Origin of the sequence: Sphaerobacter sp. (genome assembly GCF_019683595.1) — a bacterium.
Classification (GTDB): Bacteria; Chloroflexota; Chloroflexia; order Thermomicrobiales; family Thermomicrobiaceae; genus Sphaerobacter.
In genome coordinates this window covers 1-20,341 of the sequence record NZ_JADGHZ010000053.1, presented here as the reverse complement: position 1 = coordinate 20,341, position 20,341 = coordinate 1, and the positions used below count along the sequence as shown (strand labels likewise).

General features: G+C 68.5%; 13 protein-coding genes and 2 pseudogenes. 7 read left to right on the top strand and 8 right to left on the bottom strand.

Annotated elements, in window-relative coordinates; genetic code table 11:
- Positions 1 to 81 precede the first annotated feature (81 nt).
- Positions 82 to 2,106, bottom strand: a complete 2,025-nt coding sequence (gene nosZ, locus IRZ30_RS07835; protein ID WP_294084336.1) for a Sec-dependent nitrous-oxide reductase — start codon at positions 2,104 to 2,106, stop codon at positions 82 to 84.
- Between the two features lie 395 nt (positions 2,107 to 2,501).
- On the opposite strand from nosZ, the gene IRZ30_RS07830 reads away from it, so the two are divergent.
- The 3 genes from IRZ30_RS07830 to IRZ30_RS07820 all read left to right on the top strand — a co-directional run bounded on the left by IRZ30_RS07830 (position 2,502) and on the right by IRZ30_RS07820 (position 6,289).
- A complete protein-coding gene (locus IRZ30_RS07830) occupies positions 2,502 to 4,748 on the top strand; it encodes a bifunctional (p)ppGpp synthetase/guanosine-3',5'-bis(diphosphate) 3'-pyrophosphohydrolase (RefSeq protein WP_294084335.1) in 2,247 nt (748 codons plus the stop codon).
- A 5-nt stretch (positions 4,749 to 4,753) separates the two neighbouring features.
- Entirely contained in the window at positions 4,754 to 5,734 is a 981-nt protein-coding gene (locus IRZ30_RS07825; RefSeq protein ID WP_294084334.1) for a carbohydrate kinase, read from the top strand.
- Positions 5,735 to 5,905: 171 nt separating this feature from the next.
- The gene (locus IRZ30_RS07820) at positions 5,906 to 6,289 is read left to right on the top strand and encodes a rhodanese-like domain-containing protein (RefSeq protein ID WP_294084333.1); all 384 of its coding nucleotides are present in this window, start codon (positions 5,906 to 5,908) and stop codon (positions 6,287 to 6,289) included.
- A 91-nt stretch (positions 6,290 to 6,380) separates the two neighbouring features.
- On the opposite strand, the gene IRZ30_RS07815 is transcribed toward IRZ30_RS07820, so the two are convergent.
- From IRZ30_RS07815 to lysA, 5 genes and pseudogenes are all read right to left on the bottom strand, one after another.
- Positions 6,381 to 6,986, bottom strand: coding sequence for a GyrI-like domain-containing protein (locus IRZ30_RS07815; protein WP_294084332.1), 606 nt, complete (start codon positions 6,984 to 6,986; stop codon positions 6,381 to 6,383).
- A 23-nt stretch (positions 6,987 to 7,009) separates the two neighbouring features.
- Positions 7,010 to 8,410 (bottom strand): GTPase ObgE, encoded by a 1,401-nt coding sequence (gene obgE, locus IRZ30_RS07810; RefSeq protein WP_294084331.1) that lies wholly within the window; start codon positions 8,408 to 8,410, stop codon positions 7,010 to 7,012.
- A 391-nt stretch (positions 8,411 to 8,801) separates the two neighbouring features.
- Positions 8,802 to 9,680, bottom strand: a pseudogene (rpoD, locus tag IRZ30_RS17155) (RNA polymerase sigma factor RpoD); the annotation flags it as partial.
- Positions 9,681 to 9,956: 276 nt separating this feature from the next.
- Positions 9,957 to 10,352: pseudogene (locus IRZ30_RS17150) on the bottom strand (sigma-70 factor domain-containing protein); the annotation flags it as partial.
- Positions 10,353 to 10,517: 165 nt separating this feature from the next.
- Entirely contained in the window at positions 10,518 to 11,837 is a 1,320-nt protein-coding gene (lysA, locus tag IRZ30_RS07800) for a diaminopimelate decarboxylase (RefSeq protein WP_294084329.1), read from the bottom strand.
- Positions 11,838 to 12,245: 408 nt separating this feature from the next.
- On the opposite strand from lysA, the gene IRZ30_RS07795 reads away from it, so the two are divergent.
- The gene (locus IRZ30_RS07795; protein WP_294084328.1) at positions 12,246 to 14,201 is read left to right on the top strand and encodes an ABC-F family ATP-binding cassette domain-containing protein; all 1,956 of its coding nucleotides are present in this window, start codon (positions 12,246 to 12,248) and stop codon (positions 14,199 to 14,201) included.
- On the top strand, positions 14,198 to 14,818 hold the full coding sequence (gene coaE, locus IRZ30_RS07790; protein ID WP_294084327.1) for a dephospho-CoA kinase: 621 nt from the start codon (positions 14,198 to 14,200) through the stop codon (positions 14,816 to 14,818). The genes IRZ30_RS07795 and coaE overlap by 4 nt, the downstream gene beginning before the upstream one ends.
- Positions 14,819 to 15,047: 229 nt before the next feature.
- Here coaE and IRZ30_RS07785 read toward each other — a convergent pair whose 3' ends face one another.
- On the bottom strand, positions 15,048 to 15,818 hold the full coding sequence (locus IRZ30_RS07785) for an enoyl-CoA hydratase/isomerase family protein (RefSeq protein WP_294084326.1): 771 nt from the start codon (positions 15,816 to 15,818) through the stop codon (positions 15,048 to 15,050).
- A 297-nt stretch (positions 15,819 to 16,115) separates the two neighbouring features.
- Here IRZ30_RS07785 and IRZ30_RS07780 point away from each other — a divergent pair, with 297 nt between their 5' ends.
- Positions 16,116 to 17,297 (top strand): site-2 protease family protein, encoded by a 1,182-nt coding sequence (locus IRZ30_RS07780; protein ID WP_294084325.1) that lies wholly within the window; start codon positions 16,116 to 16,118, stop codon positions 17,295 to 17,297.
- A 16-nt stretch (positions 17,298 to 17,313) separates the two neighbouring features.
- Here IRZ30_RS07780 and IRZ30_RS07775 read toward each other — a convergent pair whose 3' ends face one another.
- Positions 17,314 to 18,531: an MFS transporter gene (locus IRZ30_RS07775; protein ID WP_294084324.1), complete on the bottom strand. Its 1,218-nt coding sequence runs from the start codon at positions 18,529 to 18,531 to the stop codon at positions 17,314 to 17,316.
- A gap of 303 nt (positions 18,532 to 18,834) precedes the next feature.
- Here IRZ30_RS07775 and IRZ30_RS07770 point away from each other — a divergent pair.
- The coding region (locus tag IRZ30_RS07770; RefSeq protein ID WP_294084323.1) for an acyltransferase at positions 18,835 to 20,341 on the top strand (1,507 nt) is incomplete at its 3' end.

Genomic DNA, 20,341 nt, shown 5'->3' with positions numbered 1-20,341 from the left:
CCCGCGCCCACCCCCGCCCCGCCCGCCCCGGGCGGGGGGGCGGGGGGGGGACACCCCCCCCCCCCCCCGCCACGCCCGGCACTAGCTGGGCTCGACGATGAGGTAGCCCATCATCTCGAGGTGCAGCGCGGCGCAGAACTCCGTGCAGTAGAAGGGGTAGACGCCCGGATGCTCGGCGGTGAAGGTGAACGAGTTCGACTCGCCCGGTTCCAGACTCAGGCTGACGTTCACACCGGGCAGCACGAAGCCGTGCGTCGCGTCGTGCGCGTTCTCGACGTTGGTGATGTGCCAGGTGATGGTGTCGCCCTGCTTCACCCGCACGATGTCCGGGGTGAAGTGGCTGCGCAGCGCGGTCATGCGCACCGTCACCTGCGAGCCGTTGCGTTCCACGCCCTCGTTGCCGACCTGCGCCGCCTCGGCGTCCACCGCCTGGATCCCCGGCTCCCAGCCGGTCTCCGGGTAGACCTCCCACGGCTTCAGCAGGTCGACCGGGATGATCTGGGCGTAGTGCGGCTCACCGATGCCGATCGGCATGTCGTAGAGCAACTGCATCGTCTCGCCCGAGATGTCGATCAACTGGAGGTTCTGCGGCAGGAGCGGCCCAACCGGAGCGAAGCGGTCGACCGACCACTTGTTGAGCGCCACCAGGAACTTGCCACCCGGATTGATGGTGTCGCCCTGGACCGCCGCGATGTGGCCCACGTTGTAGTGGACCGGGATCTTCTCGACGAACTTCCAGCCGTCGGACGTGCCCTCACCGCCGAGCTTCCAGCGCGCGACCGCGCTGTCGATGAAGAGGCTGGTGTAGGCATAGCCCTTGTCGTCGAACTGAGTGTGGAGCGGGCCAAGGCCCAGCTCGACCTGCGCCTCCATGCATCCGGCGAAGTCGAGGACGGGGATGCCGAAGCTGTCCGTCTCGTAGTTCCCCTTGGCGATCTGCTCCTCGATCTTCTTCATGCTGTAGACCGTGACGTGCGGGTCCAGCTTGCCGGAGACCACGATGTAGGCGCCGTCGGGCGTCACATCCACCCCGTGCGGGCTCTTCGGCTCGGGAACCTGGAACAGGATCCCCTCCTCGACCGCGGTCTTGATGGTGATGACCGGGAACCCGTTGATCATCTCCACCTTGCCGGCGCGGGCGACCTCTTCGGCCTTCTTCCAGTTCACGACCGAGAGGTAGTCCATCTCCCGCTGCGAGGCGCCGATCTCCAGCGGCGGCTTGCCCTCCTGGATGCCGCCGGTCGCCATCTCGGTGTTGAGTGAGTTGAGGAAGACCCAGCCGTCGCTCGCGCCGCGCCCGGCGTCGCCGAGATCCTGGAAGTAGGGCGGCAGCTCGACGGCAAACGACTCCTCAGGGACGATGCGGCCGCGCTCCCGGTTGAACTTCCAGAAGGTGATCGCGCCCCGGTACTTCTCCTCGAACTCCTCCAACGGCGCGTAGGCACCGCCGAGCGGCGTGGCGTACTGGCAGCCCTCGACGACGTACTCGGTGTTCGGTGTGACGAAGCAGGCGTGGTTGCTGAGCGTCAAGGGGTTCTTGACGATCTGCTTCGTCTCGAAGTCCCGCAGGTCGATCACCGCCACGCGGCCATGGATCTTCTCGTTGATGAAGACGAACTGGCCGTCGTACTGCGCGTTCGTCTCGCTCAGGGCCGGGTGGTGGGTATCGCCGACGGTCAGGGTCTTCCCCTGGAAGCCGCCCTCCTCCAGCACCTTCCGGCTGGCATCGGAGTACCCCCACCCCTGCCACGGCTCGGGCGCGAACACGCCGATGACCCGCAGCAGCCGCATCGACGGGATACCGATCACCAGCAACTGGCCGGAGTGCCCTCCGGAGGTGAACATCAGGTACTCGTCGTGGCGTCCGCTGGGCACGTATGTCTTCAGTGCAGCGGCCACGTCCTCCGGGGTCAGGCCGCGCTCCTTGGCGATGTCATTCGTAGAGGCGGGCGCTCCCGCTCCGCCGCCGCCGCCACCGTTCCCCTTACCACCGACGCTGCACGACGAGAAGAGCGCCCCCGCCGCAGGGCCCAGGACGGCGGCGGCGCCGACGCCTTTGAGGACCGTGCGACGGTTGAAGCGTCGCGTTTGATGCGCGTTGTCCATGGCTCGACTTCCTTGTCTCCCGGCTGGTGCCGGCCCACTCCGTACGCCATCCCCCTCCGGCGGCCCGGCGTAACCGTCGTGCCGTGCCACCGGCCCCGTTGGTGGGGCACCCCGCTCTCTGTTGTGTGACAGGCTATGGATAGGCCGGGGACTCAACCATCTCCGGCAGGGTGGTTTGCTGCCTACCCCGCCGGGTAAACCGGACCTACCCTCCCGGGTAGGGGCGGCACGTGGGTTGCATCAGCTCAACATGCCGGATTCGCACACCAGGGGGATCGACAATCGCCGATCCCGCCGGTGCCCGGCCCGCGGATCGTCGTTTTGACAGTGAGCACGGGAGAACGTATAGTTACAACGTATTGACCCACATCCTTGCACGTGCGGGTTCCGAGAACATGTCTGCACCACAGATCGACGACCGGTCAGAGCGCGAAGCGGCCGTCGCGTCGCCCCATCCCAGCGAAGCGAGAGAAGGGGTTCCGACGTGGGACGACCTGGAGCGGGTCATCCGTGAGCGGATGCCCGGCATGGACCTGACCCTCGTGCGCAAGGCGTACGAGTTCGCGGATCAGGCCCACGCCGGCAAGCTCCGGCGCTCTGGCGATCCCTACATCTCCCACCCGATTGCCGTCGCCATCATCCTGGCCGAGATGCAGCTCGACCAGGAGGCGCTGTGCGCTGCCCTGCTCCACGACGTCATTGAGGACACCGACACCTCGGTTGAGGAGTTGACGACGATCTTCGGGGAGCGGATCGCCCGGCTCGTCGACGGCGTCACCAAGCTGGGACGCATCCGGTGGACGACCGAGGAGGACTCGGTCACCCGGGAGAAGGAGCGACAGGCCGAGAGCCTGCGCAAGATGTTCCTGGCGATGGTGGACGACGTCCGCGTGGTGCTGATCAAGCTGGCCGACCGCCTGCACAACATGCGCACGCTCGAGCACATGCCGCGGGCCAAGCAGCTCCGCAGCGCCCAGGAGACGATGGAGATCTACGCGCCACTGGCCAACCGGCTCGGCATCTGGCAGCTCAAGTCGGAGCTGGAAGACCTGGCGCTGCGCTACCTCGACCCGCAGACCTATTTCTCGATCAAGCGGGCGCTCGACCGGCGCGGCACCGACCGCGAGCGGTATCTGCAGCGCGTCATCAACGATCTGACGAAGGCGCTGAACGAGGCCGGGATCCGCGCCGAGATCTCCGCACGCGAGAAGCACATCACGTCGATCGCCCGGAAGATGGAGCGCAAGGGGCGGAGCTTCGACGAGATCTACGACGTACTCGGCGTCCGCGTCATCGTCGATGAGAAGAAGGACTGCTACGGCGCCCTCGGCGTCATCCACACGATGTGGCACCCGATCCCGGGGGAGTTCGACGACTACATCGCGACGCCGAAGGAGAGCATGTACCAGTCGATCCACACCGCGGTCCTGGGTCCCGACGGCCATCCGCTCGAGATCCAGATCCGCACGGCGGAGATGCACCACGTCGCCGAGTACGGCATCGCGGCCCACTGGCGCTACAAGGAGGGTGCCCGGCCCGACCCGAACGTGGAGGCGAAGATCGCCTGGCTCCGGCAACTGATGGACTGGCGCGACGAGGTGGTCGACGCGCAGGAGTTCGTCGAGTCGCTCAAGTCGGACGTCTTCCAGGAGATGATCTACGTCTTCACGCCGAAGGGCGACATCATCGAACTGCCGGCGGGCGCGACCCCGGTCGACTTCGCCTACCGCATCCACACCGAGGTCGGTCACCAGTGCGTCGGCGCGAAGGTCAACAACCAGCTTGTGCCGCTCAACTACCGGCTGCAGAACGGCCAGGTCGTCCAGATCATGACCTCGAAGACGAAGGTCGGCCCCAGCCGGGACTGGCTGATGTCCAGCAGCGGCTACATCACCACCGCCTCGGCGCGAGAGAAGGTACGGCAGTGGTTCCGTCGCCAGGAGCGTGAGGAGAACATCGCCCAAGGGCGCGAGATCCTCGACCGCGAGCTGCGGCGGCTGGGCATCGACGCCAAGCTGGAGGACATCGCCAAGCAGTTCCCGCGCTACCAGAAGGTCGAGGACTTCCTGGCCGCGATCGGGTACGGCGCCATCACGCCGCAGCAGATCGCGTCCCGCCTGGCCGAGCACGCCGAGCCGCAGGTGCTCGCGCACCCGAGCAAGGCAACGTCGCAGCCGTCGCTCCCGAGCTTGCGGGTCCAGGGCGTGGGCGACCTCTACACCCGGCTGGCTGCCTGCTGCAAGCCCGTCTACGGCGACCCGATCGTCGGCTACGTGACACGCGGGCGGGGCATCACGGTGCACCGCGCCGACTGCCACAACGTGGCGCACGTTGACGAGCCCGGCCGGCTGGTGCAGGTAAGCTGGGGGAACGACCAGCGGCAAACCTACCCGGTCAACGTCCGCCTGGAAGCCTGGGACCGCGTCGGCCTGCTGCGCGACATCACGACGCTGGTCGCCGAGGAGAAGGTCAACATGCTCTCGGTCCTGACCGGCGTGAATGACGACCGCACGGTCACCGTGCTGATGACCCTCGAAGTCGAGAGCGTCCAGCAGCTCAGCCGGGTGCTGCAAAAGCTGGAAACCATCCGCGACGTCTACGACGTACGCCGTGAGGCAGCACCCGGTCCCCGCCCCGCCTGAGCGCCGTGAACGCCCCCGTCCTCTGCCTCGGAGAGATCCTGATCGACCTGATCGGCCACCCGCCCGGCCCGGCGACAGCCGTCGAGCGCTTCGTGCCGCGGGTCGGCGGCGCCCCGGCCAACGTCGCGGTCGGGCTGGTGCGCCTCGGCGTGCCATCGGCGTTCGTCGGAGCCCTCGCCACGGACGATCCCTTCGCCCCGATGCTCCTCGACCGGCTGGCGACGGAAGGCGTCGACACCCGCTGGGTCACGCGCGTTTCCCCGGCGCAGACACGTCTGGCGGTCGTGACCGGCCCGGCCGGGCAGCGCGGGTTTACGTTCTATGGACACCCGCCGGCCGACAGCCTGCTGCGCCCGGACGACCTTCCGGCCGCGGCGATCGCCGGCGCCGCGGCCCTCTATCTCGGCGCGCTGCCGCTCACCGCCGAGCCGTCCCGCAGCGCGGCGCTGCGGGCGGTCGACCTCGCGGTCGCCGCGGGCGTCCCGGTCTGTTTCGACCCGAACCCCCGGGCACAGTTCCTGGCCGCCGGTCCCGCCGCCCGCGAGGCGTGCTGGCAGATCGCTCGCGCGGCGACGGTGCTGAAGCTCAGCGCGGACGACCTCACGATCCTCGGCATCACGACCGACGACTTGCTTGATCTGGCGCCACAGGCTCGCCTCCGCGTGCTGTCCCGCGGCGCGGCGGGGTGCGACTACTGGACGCCCGAGATGGGCGGGCATCAGCCCGCCTTCACGGTGCAGACCGTTGACGAGACCGGCGCCGGCGACGCCTTCATGGCGGCCCTCATCGCTCGCGGGGTCGAGACCGGATTCCGCTATTCGCCGGACGACATCGCCTTCGCCGCGGCCGTCGGAGCCCTGGCGACGACGCGTCACGGTGCCATCGACGCGCTCCCGACCACAGCGGACGTCGCTGCTTTCCTTGCTCGCACGGCAAGGGATCACGCCCCGCGCCAGGATTGCGGCACTCATCCTGCTGGAAGTTGATCTTCTAGCACGCGGAACGGCTCGATCAGTGCATACGCACCCGCGGCGCTTGCTAGGTGAACCATACTGGGCGGCCTCTCACCCGGCCGGCAGTCGCCGGCACGGGCACAACGAGACGCCCGGACGATCGCCGATGCTGCAGCCGTGGGTCGCGTGAGAGGAGTGCCAAGCGTGGCGAAGAAGACCGCAGCGGAGATGGTGGCCGAGGCCAAGTCCCGCATCAGGAACCTCTCGCCCGATGAGGTAGCTGCCGAGCTCAAGCGGGGCAACGTCGTCCTCGTCGACCTGCGCGAGCCAGAGGAGCGCGAAGAAAACGGCACCATCCCGGGCTCGATCGCAGCCCCGCGCGGGATGCTGGAGTTCTACGCCGATCCCACCACGTCCTATCACCGGGAGGAGTTCGACCCCGAGCAGGACATCATCCTGTACTGCAGCGCCGGCGGCCGCTCGGCCCTGGCCGCCGACACCCTCCAGCAGATGGGCTTCCGCCGGGTCGCCCACCTCGAAGGAGGGTTTACCGCGTGGCGCGATCAGGGGCTCCCCGTCGAGCCCTAGCGCTCGCTCCAGAACGCGATACAACCTGCAACGTCAGAGCGCGGGCGATGTGACCATCGCCCGCGCTCGGTTCCACCCTACGCCCCGCCGCTTAGACGAACGGCTGGCGCAGGATCGTCTTCAACTTCTCCGGCGCGGTGCGGCTGGGGTCGTTGAGGTAGATCTCATGGTGCTTGCCCGTCAGCGAGCCACCGCGGTCCGCGATGAACTGGTGCAGGCGCTGGATCGTCGGCCCTTCGTCAGCGTATTGGCCGACGTACAGGATCTGTGCGGCCCGCCCCTCTTCGAACGTTTCGAAGCGCACCCGCTCGAGCGCGGGTAGCTGCTTCTTCGCCGCGACCTGCCCCCTCACCTGCTCGACGAGCTCGGTCGTGACCGGCTCGGGCTGCATGATCATCGCCGTCCAGCGCCAGACCGCGCGGTCGCCCGTCAGGAAGACCGAGTAGTCGTCGGCCCACCAGAGGCACTCCAGCGGCATGACCCGGAAGTCGACCGACATCTGCCGCTTCGCGGCGAACTTGATGCCGTAGGCGAGCGAGAACAGGCTCTCCACCGCCTCGCGGTACGCCGCGCTGTCGGGTCCACCCTCCCCATCGATCATCAGGAAGCGCAGCGGGGGGACCATGACCTCGGTCACCTCCTTGGCCGAGGGTGCGTAGAGCTCCTTGAGCGCCTGGCGCGGGTCGATCTTCTCCATCCCAAAACCCTTCCCGACGCCGCTCAACGCTCCAGCAACTCGTCCGGGTCGATCCCGAGACGCGCCGCCATCCGCTCCCGTCGCGTTTTCCGGCGTCGCTGTGCGGCCTCCTCTTGCCGCTCGGCCTCCAGGGCAGCCTCATCCCAGATCAACTCGATGTCGGCCACATGCACGACGTCCCCCGGCTGGATGCCAAGCTCCTCCAGCTTGGCGGAAATGCCGGACGCCTCAAGAACCCGCTGGTAGCGTTCGGCGGCTTCCTCGTTGCCGAAGTCGGTCATCCGGGTGATCCGCTCGATCTTCGGACCGCGGACGGCGAAGTGGTGCCGGGAGAGACGCTCGGCCTCCCACCAGTCATCCTGTTTCTCCTCCAGGGTGTAGATGCGGCGCTCCTGCGGAGCCACCTCCAGCGGGGCGGGGAGCTCGCGCAGGCGCTCCAGCACACGGGCTAGCAGCGCCGGCACCCCCTCGGTCGTCGCCGCCGAGATCGGGAAGACCTCATAGCCCTGTTTGGTCAGCGCCTCGGTCAGCCGCGGGAGATTGGCCTGCGTCTCGGGGAGATCGATCTTGTTGATCGCCACGATCTGCGGCCGCTCGGCCAGTTCCGGCGCGTAGGCGGCCAGCTCCTCGTTGATCGTGCGGAAGTCCTCCAGCGGGTCGCGCCCCTCCAGGCCGCCCGAACCGTCCAACACGTGGATCAGCAGCCGCGTCCGCTCGATGTGACGCAGGAACTCGTGGCCCAGCCCAACGCCCTCGGCCGCTCCTTCGATCAGGCCGGGGATATCGGCCATGACGAACGTGTCCCCGCCGGGGCCACCGATCTCAACCACGCCGAGCATCGGCGTGATTGTCGTGAACGGGTAGTCGGCGATCTTCGGCCGAGCGGAGCTGGAGGCGGCCAGCAGGGTCGACTTGCCCGCGTTGGGCAGTCCAACCAGCCCCACGTCGGCGATCAGCTTCATCTCCAGCCGAATCCAGCGCTCCTCACCCGGCTCGCCCTTCTCGGCCATCCGCGGCGCCTGTCGGGTCGCGGTCGCAAAGCGCGCGTTCCCCATGCCACCCATGCCGCCGCGAGCGACCCGAACCACGTCACCGGGGTTGACGAGATCGGCCAGCACCTCACCCGTCTCGTCGTCGATCACCACCGTGCCCGGTGGGACGTCGATGTAAAGGTGAGCACCGCGCTTGCCGGTCTTCTTGGCCCCGTGGCCCGACTCTCCGCGCTCGGCCCGGAAGTGCTGCTTGTACTTGAAGGCGATCAGCGTGTTCAGGTGCGGGTCCACGCGGAGGTAGACGTCGCCGCCGTCCCCGCCGTCGCCGCCGTCCGGCCCGCCGAAGGGCACGTATTTTTCCCGCCGGAAGCTGACCGCCCCGTTGCCGCCGTCGCCGGCCTTGACGTAGATCTTTGCCCGGTCGTAGAACATGGCACCTTCCATGTCGGCTTATGCTCGCGCGTGTCGTATTGCCCCTGCGGACCCCCGCACTGGCGATGCCGCGCGCTCGCAGTGCCCGTATCTTAGCCCAACGCCGCACATACACATGAACTGTGACGAAGGACCGTGCTACAGAGGAGCCACCCCCGTCGCCCGGTTGCCGTCACCCTGAGCGGGGCCAGGTGCGACGGCCAGCCGCGCCAGGCGCAGCGAAGCATGACACGGGCGCGGGAGCGGCTTACGTGCGGGCCGCCAAGCGGATGCGGCAACGTTCATACGGAGCAACGGCGCCCTTTCCGGTTCGCACGAGCACGCGGAGCCTGGCACGGCAGCGGACTGCGCCGGCTCGGTGGAGATTCAGTGAGACGTAGGGGATGAAAGCCTACTCCAGGTAGTCCCGCAGCTTCTTGCTGCGGCTGGGGTGGCGTAGCTTGCGGAGCGCCTTCGCCTCGATCTGCCGGATGCGCTCCCGCGTGACGCCGAACTCGCGCCCGACCTCTTCCAGCGTCCGGGTGCGGCCGTCATCCAGCCCGAAGCGCAACTCCAGCACCCGCCGCTCCCGGTCGCCCAGGGAGCCAAGCACGTCGTCCACCTGCTCCTTGAGCAGCTTGAGCGAGGCCGCGTCCGACGGCGCCAGCGCCTTGGAGTCCTCGATGAAATCGCCCAGGTTGCTGTCTTCCTCTTCGCCGATGGGCATCTCCAGCGACACCGGCTCCTGGGAGATCTTCAGGATCTCGCGGACCTTGTCCGGCGGCAGCCCCATCTCGGCCGCGATCTCCTCGGAGGTCGGCTCGCGCCCCAACTCCTGCTGCAAGCGCCGCGAGGTCCGGATCAGCCGGTTGATCTGCTCCACCATGTGGACCGGGATCCGGATCGTGCGTGCCTGATCGGCGATGGCGCGGGTAATCGCCTGCCGGATCCACCACGTGGCGTAGGTCGAGAACTTGAACCCCTTGTGGTGCTGGAACTTCTCGACGGCGCGGATCAGACCGAGGTTGCCCTCCTGCACCAGGTCCAGCATCGACATGCCGCGCCCACCGTACTTCTTGGCGACGCTCACCACCAGCCGCAGGTTGGCTTCGGTCAGCTTCTTCCGCGCGATGTCGCCGCGGACCACGAACTCGTCCCAGCGCGCCTGCAGCGCCGCCTCGTCCCGGCGAAGGATCGCCCACACTTCCTCATCGGACGGGAACGCATCGACGGGCCGGATCAACTCCTGGATCGGCGACGGGAGCAGGTCGTATTCGATCCGACGCCGCCGCAGGCTCTCTTCCAGCTCCTCGCGGCTGACACCGAACTCCTCGCCGACCGCCTTGATAGCCGGCTCCATCTCCTCGGTCAGCGGCAGGACCGCCGCCAGCACCCGTGCCTTGGTAGTGGCCGGTTGATTCGGGAACGCGGCGCGATAGAAGGCGATGGTGAGCGGCCAGCCGTCGCGCAGTGTGCGGTAGACCGTCCAGCCGATCCCCGCCGCACTCGGCCGGTCACCGTTGCCGCCCTGGAGCTCCTGTTGCAGGCGGAAGATGTAGTCGCCGCGCTCCATCGCCTGCGCGAGTGCCACCTCTTGCTCGCCGGTCAGGAGCTGCACCCGCCCGATCTCGCGCAGGTAGATCCGTACCGGGTCGTCGAGGCTGATCCCGCTGAGATCGACATCGGAGAGCTCGGTGGAGAACAGGTCGTCGTCGACTTCCGTAGCCGCGACGTCCGGCAAGTCCGGCGGGTCCTCGGCCGGGTCGACCACGGGCACGTTCATCTCTGCAAGCTGGGACGTGATCGCGTCGACCGCGGCGGCTCCACCCGGAGCAGCGGCCACATCCGCCAGTTCCTCGGCCGAGAGGTAGCCCTGCTCGCGGGCACGCTCGATGATCCTCCGGATTGCCAGCTCATCGGCACGGTCGTCGCCGGAGATACCGTCTGCACTGTCGCCACTCATGGACACCGGGTCCACGGGGTCTTGGAATCCATCATCCGGATAGCGGTATCTCATACCCTCAGCCACGCTAGATGCTCTCCGCAGCCCACGGGACGAGCATTGGTGTGGAGCGGTGTCGCAGTGATACTACGCCGAATACCAAAATGCAAACGTCTACCGTCACTCTCAGCTTTGACCCGGAACCGCAACCACCTCCCGCGCCAGAAGGTCTTCGTACCGCTCGCGTCGCTGCACGAGCCGCGCCTGCCCATCCGCGACCGCCACCACGGCCGGCCGGAGCGCCAGGTTGTAGTTGCTCGCCATCGCCAGGCAGTAGGCGCCCGCCGCGGGAAGCGCGAGCAGATCGCCCGGCTCCACGGTGGGCAACTCTATGTCCCGGATGAGCACGTCGCCCGATTCGCAATACTTCCCGGCGATGGTCACCACCGCGCGGTCGCTCCCGGCCCCGTCGCGGTTGGCCAGCGCCGCCGTGTAGCGCGCTCCATAGAGCGGGGGCCGGATGTTGTCGGCCATCCCGCCGTCAACGCAGACGTAGCGGCGCACGCCAGGGATGTCCTTGATCGCCCCGACGCGGTACACCGACACCCCGGCCGGTCCAATGATCGAGCGGCCGGGCTCGACGGTGAGCACCGGCGGGTTGAACCCCCAGCGCTGGGCCGCCTGGAGCGCGTTCTCGGCCACGGTCGCGGCGTACGGCTCGATCGCAGCATCGGGATCGGTGCTCTCGTACGGGATGGCCCACCCGCCGCCGGGGCTGATCTGATCCGGCACAATGCCGAACCGGTCCCGCATCTCGGCCGCGAAGGTGAACAGCGCGTTGACCGTCGTCGCGAACGGCTCCGTCTCCGCAATCTGCGAGCCGATGTGCGCGTGGTACCCGCGCAGGCGGAGGCCCGGCACGGCGAGCACCCGCTCGACCGCTCGCGCCGCGTCGCCAGACTCGATCAGCAGCCCGAACTTTGAATCGACGATGCCGGTCTTTCGGTACTCGTGGGTGTGGGCATCCACGCCCGGGTTCAGCCGGAGCAGCACGTCCAGCGTTCCCTGGCGCTTGGCGGTCAGCCGTTCCAGCACGTCGATCTCATAGAAGTTGTCGATGACTATCTCACCGACACCCAGATCGAGCGCGAGCGCCAGCTCCTCCGGCGTCTTGTTGTTACCGTGGAAGACGATGCGCTCGGCAGGGAACCCGCCGTGCACGGCCACGTAGAGTTCCCCACCCGACACGACGTCCAGCCACAACCCCGCCTCGTCGAGCAGCGGCAACAGCCACGTCGCCAGGTACGCCTTTCCGGCGTAGACGACACGCGCCCGGGGGTAGTGGCGCTCGAAGGCCTGGCGGTAGGCATTCGCACGCTGGCGCAGGGTCGCCTCATCGTAGATGTAAAGCGGGGTTCCATACTCATCGGCGAGCTGGGATACCGGTACCCCGCCGATGATCAACTGACCCGAGCCATCGCGCTCGGTCGTGACCGGCCAGACCATCGACTTCCCTTCCGCTTCGGATCGCCGGGGCGTGCTGCACTCCTACACCACACTGATCGCTTCGGGATTATACGGTGCCAGCACGCGCCGACAAAGAGGGCCACAACTCCCGGATACCGCCACCAACCAACGGTAGAACGGCCACCTTGGCATGTCGGTGACGACCGTGTAAGCTATCCGCATGATCGCGTGCGATGTGAACCGGTACGGTCGATCATGTGTGGCAGGCGCACCGCCGTGGGGTGCGTCCGTCCGCGCGTTCCCCTGCCACGGCCACAACCCTTACCTTCCCGTGAACCGGCCGCTGATCCTCAGAACCGCGGTCTAGCCGGGCCTAGGGGTCATTGTGCCCTGCGCTCTGGAAAGTAAACACTAGACACGCGGGATCGAGTATGAGGAAGAAGCAGCATGCCGGTTACGATTTTGTCAGTCCACGATCTGACCAAGAACTACGGCTCCGAGCAGATCTTTAGCGGGGTCACGTTCCAGGTAGAGGAGCGTCAGCGCGTCGCCCTGGTGGGCGTCAACGGCGCCGGGAAGAGCACGCTCCTGCGCGTGCTCGCTGGGAAAGAGGAACCGGACGCCGGAACCATCACCACCCTCTCGGGCCTGCGCATCACCTACCAGGCCCAGGAGGCGACGTTCGACCCCAGCCACACCGTGCGCGAGGCCGCGCTGGACGCCTTCCGCGAAGCGCGCCGCCTGGCCGAGGAGATGGCGGCGATTGAGGCGCGCATGAGCGACGCCCAGGGAGCGGAGCTCGACGAGCTGCTGGAGCAGTACGGAGAACTGAGCGCCCGGTTCGAAGCCGCCGGGGGCTACGAGATGGAGTACCGCACCGAGCAGGTGCTGACCGGCCTCGGCTTCGCCGAAGAGGACTTCGAAACCTCTGTGACGCACCTCAGCGGCGGCCAGAAGACCCGCCTCGCGCTGGCCTGCGCGCTCCTGAGCGACCCGGACCTGCTGCTGCTCGACGAGCCGACCAACCACCTCGACCTGGCCGCCCTGGAGTGGCTTGAGGGCTTCCTGCGCTCCTGGAACCGCGCGGTGATCGTCGTGTCGCACGACCGCTACTTCCTCGACCGCGTCACCGAGCGCACGCTCGACCTGAGTTTCGGCACGCTGGAGGACTACCCGGCACCCTACAGCCGCTACCTCGTCCTGCGGGAGGAGCGCCGCGCCCGCCAGCTCAAGGAGTACGAGGCGCAGCAAGAGTTCATCGCCCGCACCGAGGAGTTCATCCGCCGCTACAAGGCGGGGCAGCGCTCCAAGGAGGCCCGCGGGCGCGAGACGCGCCTGGCCCGGCTGGAGCGCATCGAGAAGCCGCGGGAGCACGAGACCCTGCACGTCCGGCTGACCGCCGGCCTGCGCAGCGGCCGCGTCGTGCTCAGCACCCACCGCCTCCAGGTCGGCTACCCGCCGCGGGACGGGGGCAAGGAGCCGGCGGTGCTGCTGACCGTCCCGGACCTGACGATCGAGCGCGGGGACCGGGTCGCCCTCATCGGCCCAAACGGCATCGGCAAGACCAGCCTGCTCCGCACCATCGTCGGTGAGATCAAGCCGCTCGCGGGGCGGATCGAGTTCGGCGTAAACGTCAAGCCCGCCTACTACGCGCAGGGGCACGAAGGGCTCGATCCCCGGAAGACGGTCCTGAGCACGCTCCTGGACAAGTACCCCATGAGCGAAGAGGGCGCCCGTACCCTGCTCGGCCGCTTCCTCTTCAGCGGGGACGACGTGTTCAAGACCGTGGGCTCCCTATCCGGCGGCGAGCGAAGTCGCCTGGCGCTGGCCACCCTGACGCTGGAGCGGGCCAACTTCCTGATCCTCGACGAGCCGACCAACCACCTCGACATCTCGTCCCGCGAGGCGCTGGAGGGGGTACTGAGCGACTACGAGGGCGCGATTCTCTTCGTGTCGCATGACCGCTACCTGATCGACCGGCTGGCCACCCGCGTCTGGGCCGTCGAGAACGGGACGATCCGGGTCTACCAGGGCAACTACGGCGACTACCTGCGCCAGCGCGAGCGCGCCACACCGCAGCCGGAAGCAGCCCAACCGGCGCGCCCGGCGCCGGCAAGCACGCCCACCCCGGCGCCGCGCCAGGGTGACCGGCTCTCCGACCGGGAGCGACGTCGCTTGCAGCAGGAGCTTGCGGCCGCCGAGCGCACCATCAGCCGCCTGGAGCAGCGCCTGAACGAACTCAACGACGACCTGGCACTGGCGACGATCGAGCAGGACGTCGAGGCCATCACCCGGCTGGGCAACGAATACGAAGCCGTGCAGGCCGAGTTGGACGCGGCCTACGCCGAGTGGGAAGCCCTCGGAAGGCGACTGGATGAAGCGACGGAGGCGGTGCGCTCATGAGCCGGAAACCGTACGTCATTGGCGTGACCGGGAACATCGCCTGCGGCAAGTCCCTCGTGCTCGAGACCCTGGCCGGGCTGGGAGCCGATACGATCGACGCCGACCGCGTCGCCCATGAGGTCATGGCACCCGGCACCCCGACGGCCGAGCGGATCATCGCCGCCTTCGGCGAGGAGATTCGCGGGCAGGACGGCGGCATCGACCGGCGCGCTCTCGGCGCCATCGTCTTCCGCGACCCGGACAAGCTCGCGCTGCTGGATTCTCTGGCGCACCCGCCGACGGTGGCCGCCATCCGCGACCGCGTGGCTGCGTCCACCGCCGCCGTAGTCGCCATCGACGCCATCAAGCTGTTCGAAGCCGGCGTCGCCGACGACTGCGACGAGGTGTGGGTCGTGACCTGCACGCCGGAGCAGCAGGTCGAGCGCCTCATGCGGCGCAACGGCTTCGACCGTGAGGAGGCGCTGCGCCGCATCCAGGCTCAGCCGCCGCAGGAGGAGAAGGTCCGCCGGGCCGACCGCGTCATCGACAACAGCGGGACCGTCGAAGCCACCATTGCCCAGGTCGAGGCCGCCTGGAACGCCCTCCCCGCCGAGGTACGGCAGCGTATCACTTCTTGACTTGACACCAACTTCTTCGGGTGAACGCGTTCGCCTGTGTCATCCTGAGCGGAGCCAGGGGCGGCGGCCAGCCGTCCCGGCGCAGCGAAGGATCCCTCCGCTGCGTGACGGGTCCGACGCGAGATCCTTCGCTTCGCTCAGGATGACACAGCTCGACGGAGTCCCAGCGTCCGGAAGAGCACGCGCGGAGCCGACACACGCCCCGCCCCTGGCGGTGCTCCACGACGCTCTACCTGCCGACGAAACGCGGCTCTCGCTTCTCGGCGAAGGCGGTGAGCGCCTCGTGGCCGTCCTCGGTCTGCCGGGCCGCGACGACGGCGTCAATGTGGTGCTGGGCGGCCGCCGCGGTGCCCTGATTCAGCGAGACGGCGATGTTGCGCTTCGTCTCGACGACCGCCAGAGGCGCGAGCGCCGCGATCTGGCCCGCCACTTCCTGTGCGACGGCCTCCACGTCCTCCGCGACGCGGCTCACCAGTCCCAGGGAAAGCGCCTCCTCGGCGTCGACCCAGCGCGCGGTCAGGAGCAGATCCTGCGCCCGGGCAAGGCCGACCACCTGGATCAGACGCCAGGCGGGCGAGGGAACGGCGACAGCAGGCTCGCGGTAACTGAACCGCGCCGATGGTGCCGCGATCCGGAGATCGGCCGAAATGGCCAGCTCCACCCCGAGCCCGACGCACGCCCCCTGAATGACGGCGACGATCGGCACCGTCAACGCTCGCAGGTCGCTCAGCGCCCGGTGCATCGTCGCGATCAGGTGCCGGATCGCCGCAGGCGTGTCGGCCGCCTGCATCGCCCGCAGGTCGATCCCGGCACAGAAGGCCGGCCCGGCACCGCGCAGCAGCACGACGCGCGGGCGCTCACGGTCAAGACGTTCCGCCGCCTCGATCAGCGCCTCAAGCAAGGTAAGGTCGGCGGCATTGCGGTAGCGCGGGCGGTTGAGCGTAAGCTTGGCGATGTCGTCGTCGAACGCGAGCAAGACCGGAGCATCGTCGAGGCTCATGGTCGCCCTCCCCTCGTGTGGGTGGTCAAGTGGGTGATACTGTTTAGCCGGCATCATACCAGCGTGGCGTCTGGGCATCGGGGTGTCGGCACAGGGCTTGCACACCCGGACCCAACACGCCGTGCTCGCGCCGGGGGCATGAGATACGTTGGCCGAGACTGAATCGTGACGCGGTTGATACGCTGCGCTCGTGCTGTGTAACGCAGTTGCGTCCGTTCGGTTGGTAGCGTTGCAGTACCTGCGGGCCACGTCCGCAGCCGAACGACAAACGACCACGCAACAGGAGGGCCAAAGCCCATGGAAGCCTCTATCCGACTCGGCCGCGTGCGCGGCATCGTCATCGGAGTCCACTACACGTGGCTGATCGTCTTTGGCCTGCTCACCTACTCGCTGGCTGTCGGCTTCTTCCCATCCCTGAATGATGGTTGGAGCACGACCCGTTACTGGCTCGCCGGGGCGCTCGCGACCATCCTCTTGTTCGCCTCAGTGCTGGCTCACGAGCTGGGGCACGCGCTGGTTGCCCAGTCGCGCGGCATCCCGGTCCGGGCCATCACCCTCTTCATCTTCGGCGGGGTGGCGCAGCTCAGCCAGGAGTCGGAGACGGCCGGGGACGAGTTCCGGATCGCCATCGCCGGTCCCGCGGTGAGCCTGGTGGTTGGACTCGGCTCGCTCGCCCTGTGGTGGCTGATCCGTGGGGTGGACTCGTTCGCGGCGGCCATTCTGTTCTACCTCGGCGTGGCGAACGTGATCCTGGTAGTCTTCAACCTCATCCCGGGCTTCCCGCTGGACGGCGGGCGCGTCTTCCGGGCCATCGTCTGGGGGATCACCGGCAGCCTGGAGCGCGCCACGAAGATCGCCGCGACCGTCGGCGTCATCATCGGCTACCTCTTCATCGTCGCGGGCATCTTCTACGTGTTCGTCGCGCCGATCCAGGGCATCTGGCTGATCGCCATCGGCTGGTTCCTCCAGAGCGCTGCCGAGCAGTCGTACCGGCAGATGCGGCTGGAGCGGGCCTTCTCTGGTGTGCGCGTCGGGAGCATCATGGACCCGAACCCCGTCGTGGTCCGGCCCGAGGTCACGCTGGATGACCTGGTCGATCGCTACGTGCTGGCGCGGAATGTCCGCGGCCTGCCCGTCGTCGACAACGGGCAGCTCATCGGGATCGTCACGCTCACCGACCTGCGCGAGGTTCCGCGCGAGGACTGGGGCCACATCACCGTGCGCGAGCGGATGACGCCGCGCCAGGAGTTGATCACGCTCGGCCCCGACAGCGAGCTGACCGACGCCCTCCGGGCGCTCTCAGCCAAGGACATCCACCAGATCCCGATCATCGAGGGCGACACGCTGGTCGGCCTGCTGACCCGGAGCGCGGTCATCCGCTACATGCAACTGCGCGATGAACTGCCCGACTCGGTGGTCGAGCCGCGAGAGTCGGTGGCGGGAGCTGGCCGCGGTCACGAGCACGGCCCGGCCGTGTGACGGCGACCCGCGGCGGCTAGTCGTCGCCGCGGGCGAGCGCCGCGCTTGGGGCGGGCGCACGCTGCGGCGCGTCACGCGGGATCCACAGCGCCAACGCCACCGCGGCGACCAGCAAGACCGAGAGCGACAGGAGCGCCGCAGGCATCCCCACCGCATCGGCCAGCCGCCCCACCAGCGGGACGCCGATGCCGCCGGTCACGAACCCGAGCCCCAGGATGAACCCGGAGGCCAACCCGGTCCGCCCCGGCAGCGCCCGCTGCGCCATTACCAGCGTGATCGACAGCGACGAGTCGGCCAGCATACCGTATAGTGCCCCAGTCGCCAGCGCGATCGGCCCGGGCACCCCGACGAAGAGCACCAGCGCCGGCAGTGTGCATGCCAGCGACAGTAACAGCACTCGCCGCTGTCCGAAGCGGTCGGCCAGCAACCCACCGAGCAGCGTCCCGACCGCCCCGCCGCCAATCACCAACGTCGTGAGCGGGCCGTAGAACTCTGCCCCGTAGCCCAGATCGGCATACCACAGCGGGATGAAGGTGATCAGCGACAGGCTGACCCATGAGCGCAGCATGGTCACCCCCACCACCGGCAACAACGGGCGCCATGCGATGCGCTCACGCTGGGACGGCGCCTCCGCGACCACGGCCTGCGCCCGCTGGGCTACCAACCCGGGCCGTCCCCACAGCGAGCGCAGGATCAACAGCGCCGAGACCAGTCCCACCGGCAGCATGAAGACCGACCCGGCCGGCCCAACGGAGCCGAAGGCCAGCGCGCCGAGGAGCGGTCCCAGCGCATAGCCCACCGAGCCGCCGACCGTGTAGATCGACATGGCAGTGTTCTTCTGCAGCTCCCCGGTGACCGCCGCGGCACTGGACGCCCCGAGTGGATGGTAGGCGCCCGACCCGAGCCCGGCGAGCGACGCGGCCAGCATGAGGAAGCCCACCGTCGGGGCGAGCCCGGCCACCGCCACCATCAGGGCCGCCCAGACGACGCTGGCCGGTGCCAACACGCGACTGCCGAAGCGGTCGGCCAGGTAGCCAAAGAGCGGCTGGACGAGCGAGGAGGTGGCGGTAAAGGCCAGCGCCACGATGCCGACGGCTTCCTTGGTCAGGCTGAACTCGAGCGCCATTAGGGGGTAGAGGACCGGGAGCACACCGGCGTACAAGTCGACGGTGAAATGCCCCAGCATGAAGGTCAGGAGCGCCCGGTTCCGCATCAGTTGTCGCAGCGTCTCCACGCTCTCCTGCCCCCGGGATCGTCAGGCGGCGCCTCGCGGCGCCGGATGATACCGCGCCTCACGCGCCGTCGCCACTGTACGTACGGACGGGTAACGAAACGGGATGGACAGCGTTGAACCTAGTGAGGAACGACGGAGCGAGGCGAATCCTACTCCGGCCCAGGTGAACGGTGATGCGACACTCCCCACGACGCACGCTCCGCATGCATGGTATCATCAGCGATCTGGTGACGGCCGTCCGGCGGTAGCGGCGCTGGTGGCAACCCGCTACCGGCTCGGCGTGAGGCCAGGGGAGGATCCTGCGTGCAGCCGCCCGATTTGCGGCGCCTGCGAGCGTCAAGTCCAGCCTTCTGGGAGCGCTACAGCGCTGCGGCGGACTCCTCGGCCGCGCGATCGTCGCCCCCATCATCGGGGACGCGCGGGCCACGACTCCCGTACCTGGCCGGGCTCGACGGCGTGCGGGCCGTCGCCGTGCTGGCAGTGCTCCTCTACCACCTCGATGTTCCCTGGTTGCCTGGCGGCTTCCTCGGGGTCGAGGTCTTCTTCGTCCTGAGCGGCTATCTCATCACGGCACTCCTGCTGGCGGAATGGCGGCAGCACGAGCGGATCGACTTCGTGGCGTTCTGGCTGCGCCGCGCCCGGCGGCTCCTGCCGGCCGTCGCTTTCCTCCTGATCGGCACGCTCGCCATTGCCGTCGTCGTCGCACCCGAGGAGGTGGCGCGAACCCGGTCCGCGGCGCTGGCCGCTGCGACGTACGTCACCAACTGGTATCTGGTGTACAAGCAGGAGTCGTATTTCGAGGCGATCGGCCGGCCGCAACTCTTGCAGCACCTCTGGTCCCTGGCGGTCGAGGAGCAGTTCTACTTGCTGTGGCCGCTCATCCTCGTCGGGGCGCTGCTCCTCGCCGTGAAGCTGGGGCGGCGCTGGGTGGCGCTGGCGATCACGCTGGGCGGTGCCGTTGCCTCGACCGCGCTGATGTGGCTCCTGTACGACCCGAGCGTGGACCCCTCGCGGGTCTACTACGGCACCGACACCCGAGCGGCCGAGCTGCTCTTCGGTGCGGCACTGGCCTTCGTCTGGGAGCCGGAGACGCTCCGCTCCGGGCTTGACCAGGCGGCCCGGCCGATCCGCTGGCTCGGCACGCATCGCCACGCGCAACGCCTCCTCGACGGGGCGGGCGTGGCTGCGTTCGCCGCCCTCTGCATCGCCTTCTGGCGGCTCGGGGAGTACGATCCGCATCTCTACCGGGGCGGATTCGTCGGCGTCGCCCTCGCCACGGCGCTGCTCATCGCGGTGGTGGCGCACCCACGTGCCCGGATCGTGCCCGGCGTGCTTGGCCGGCAGCCGCTGAAGTGGATTGGGTTGCGCTCCTACAGCATCTACCTATGGCACTGGCCCATTTTCATGCTCACGCGGCCGCACCTCGACATCGCGCTGAGCGGCCTCCCCGTCGTCGTCCTGCGACTTGGGCTCACGTGCATCCTGGCCGAGATCTCCTACCGGTACATCGAGACGCCGTTCCGCACCGGCGCCGCCGGACGTGTCTGGCGCAGCCTGCGTGAAAGTGACGGCGCCTGGCACCGCCGCCTGCCGGCGCGATGGGCCGTCTTCGGCAGCACGGTCGGCACGGCCATGCTGGTCCTCGGCGTCATGGTGGTGCGTGCGCAGCCGCCCGGACCACCCTCGTTCCTGCCCGTCAGCGAGATCCACTCCACACCCATTTCATCGCCCACACCGACACCGACCCCGACGCCGGTGGTCGGGCCGACCCTCGACGACGTCCTTCCCGGCCCTCCCCCGGTGGCGGCCC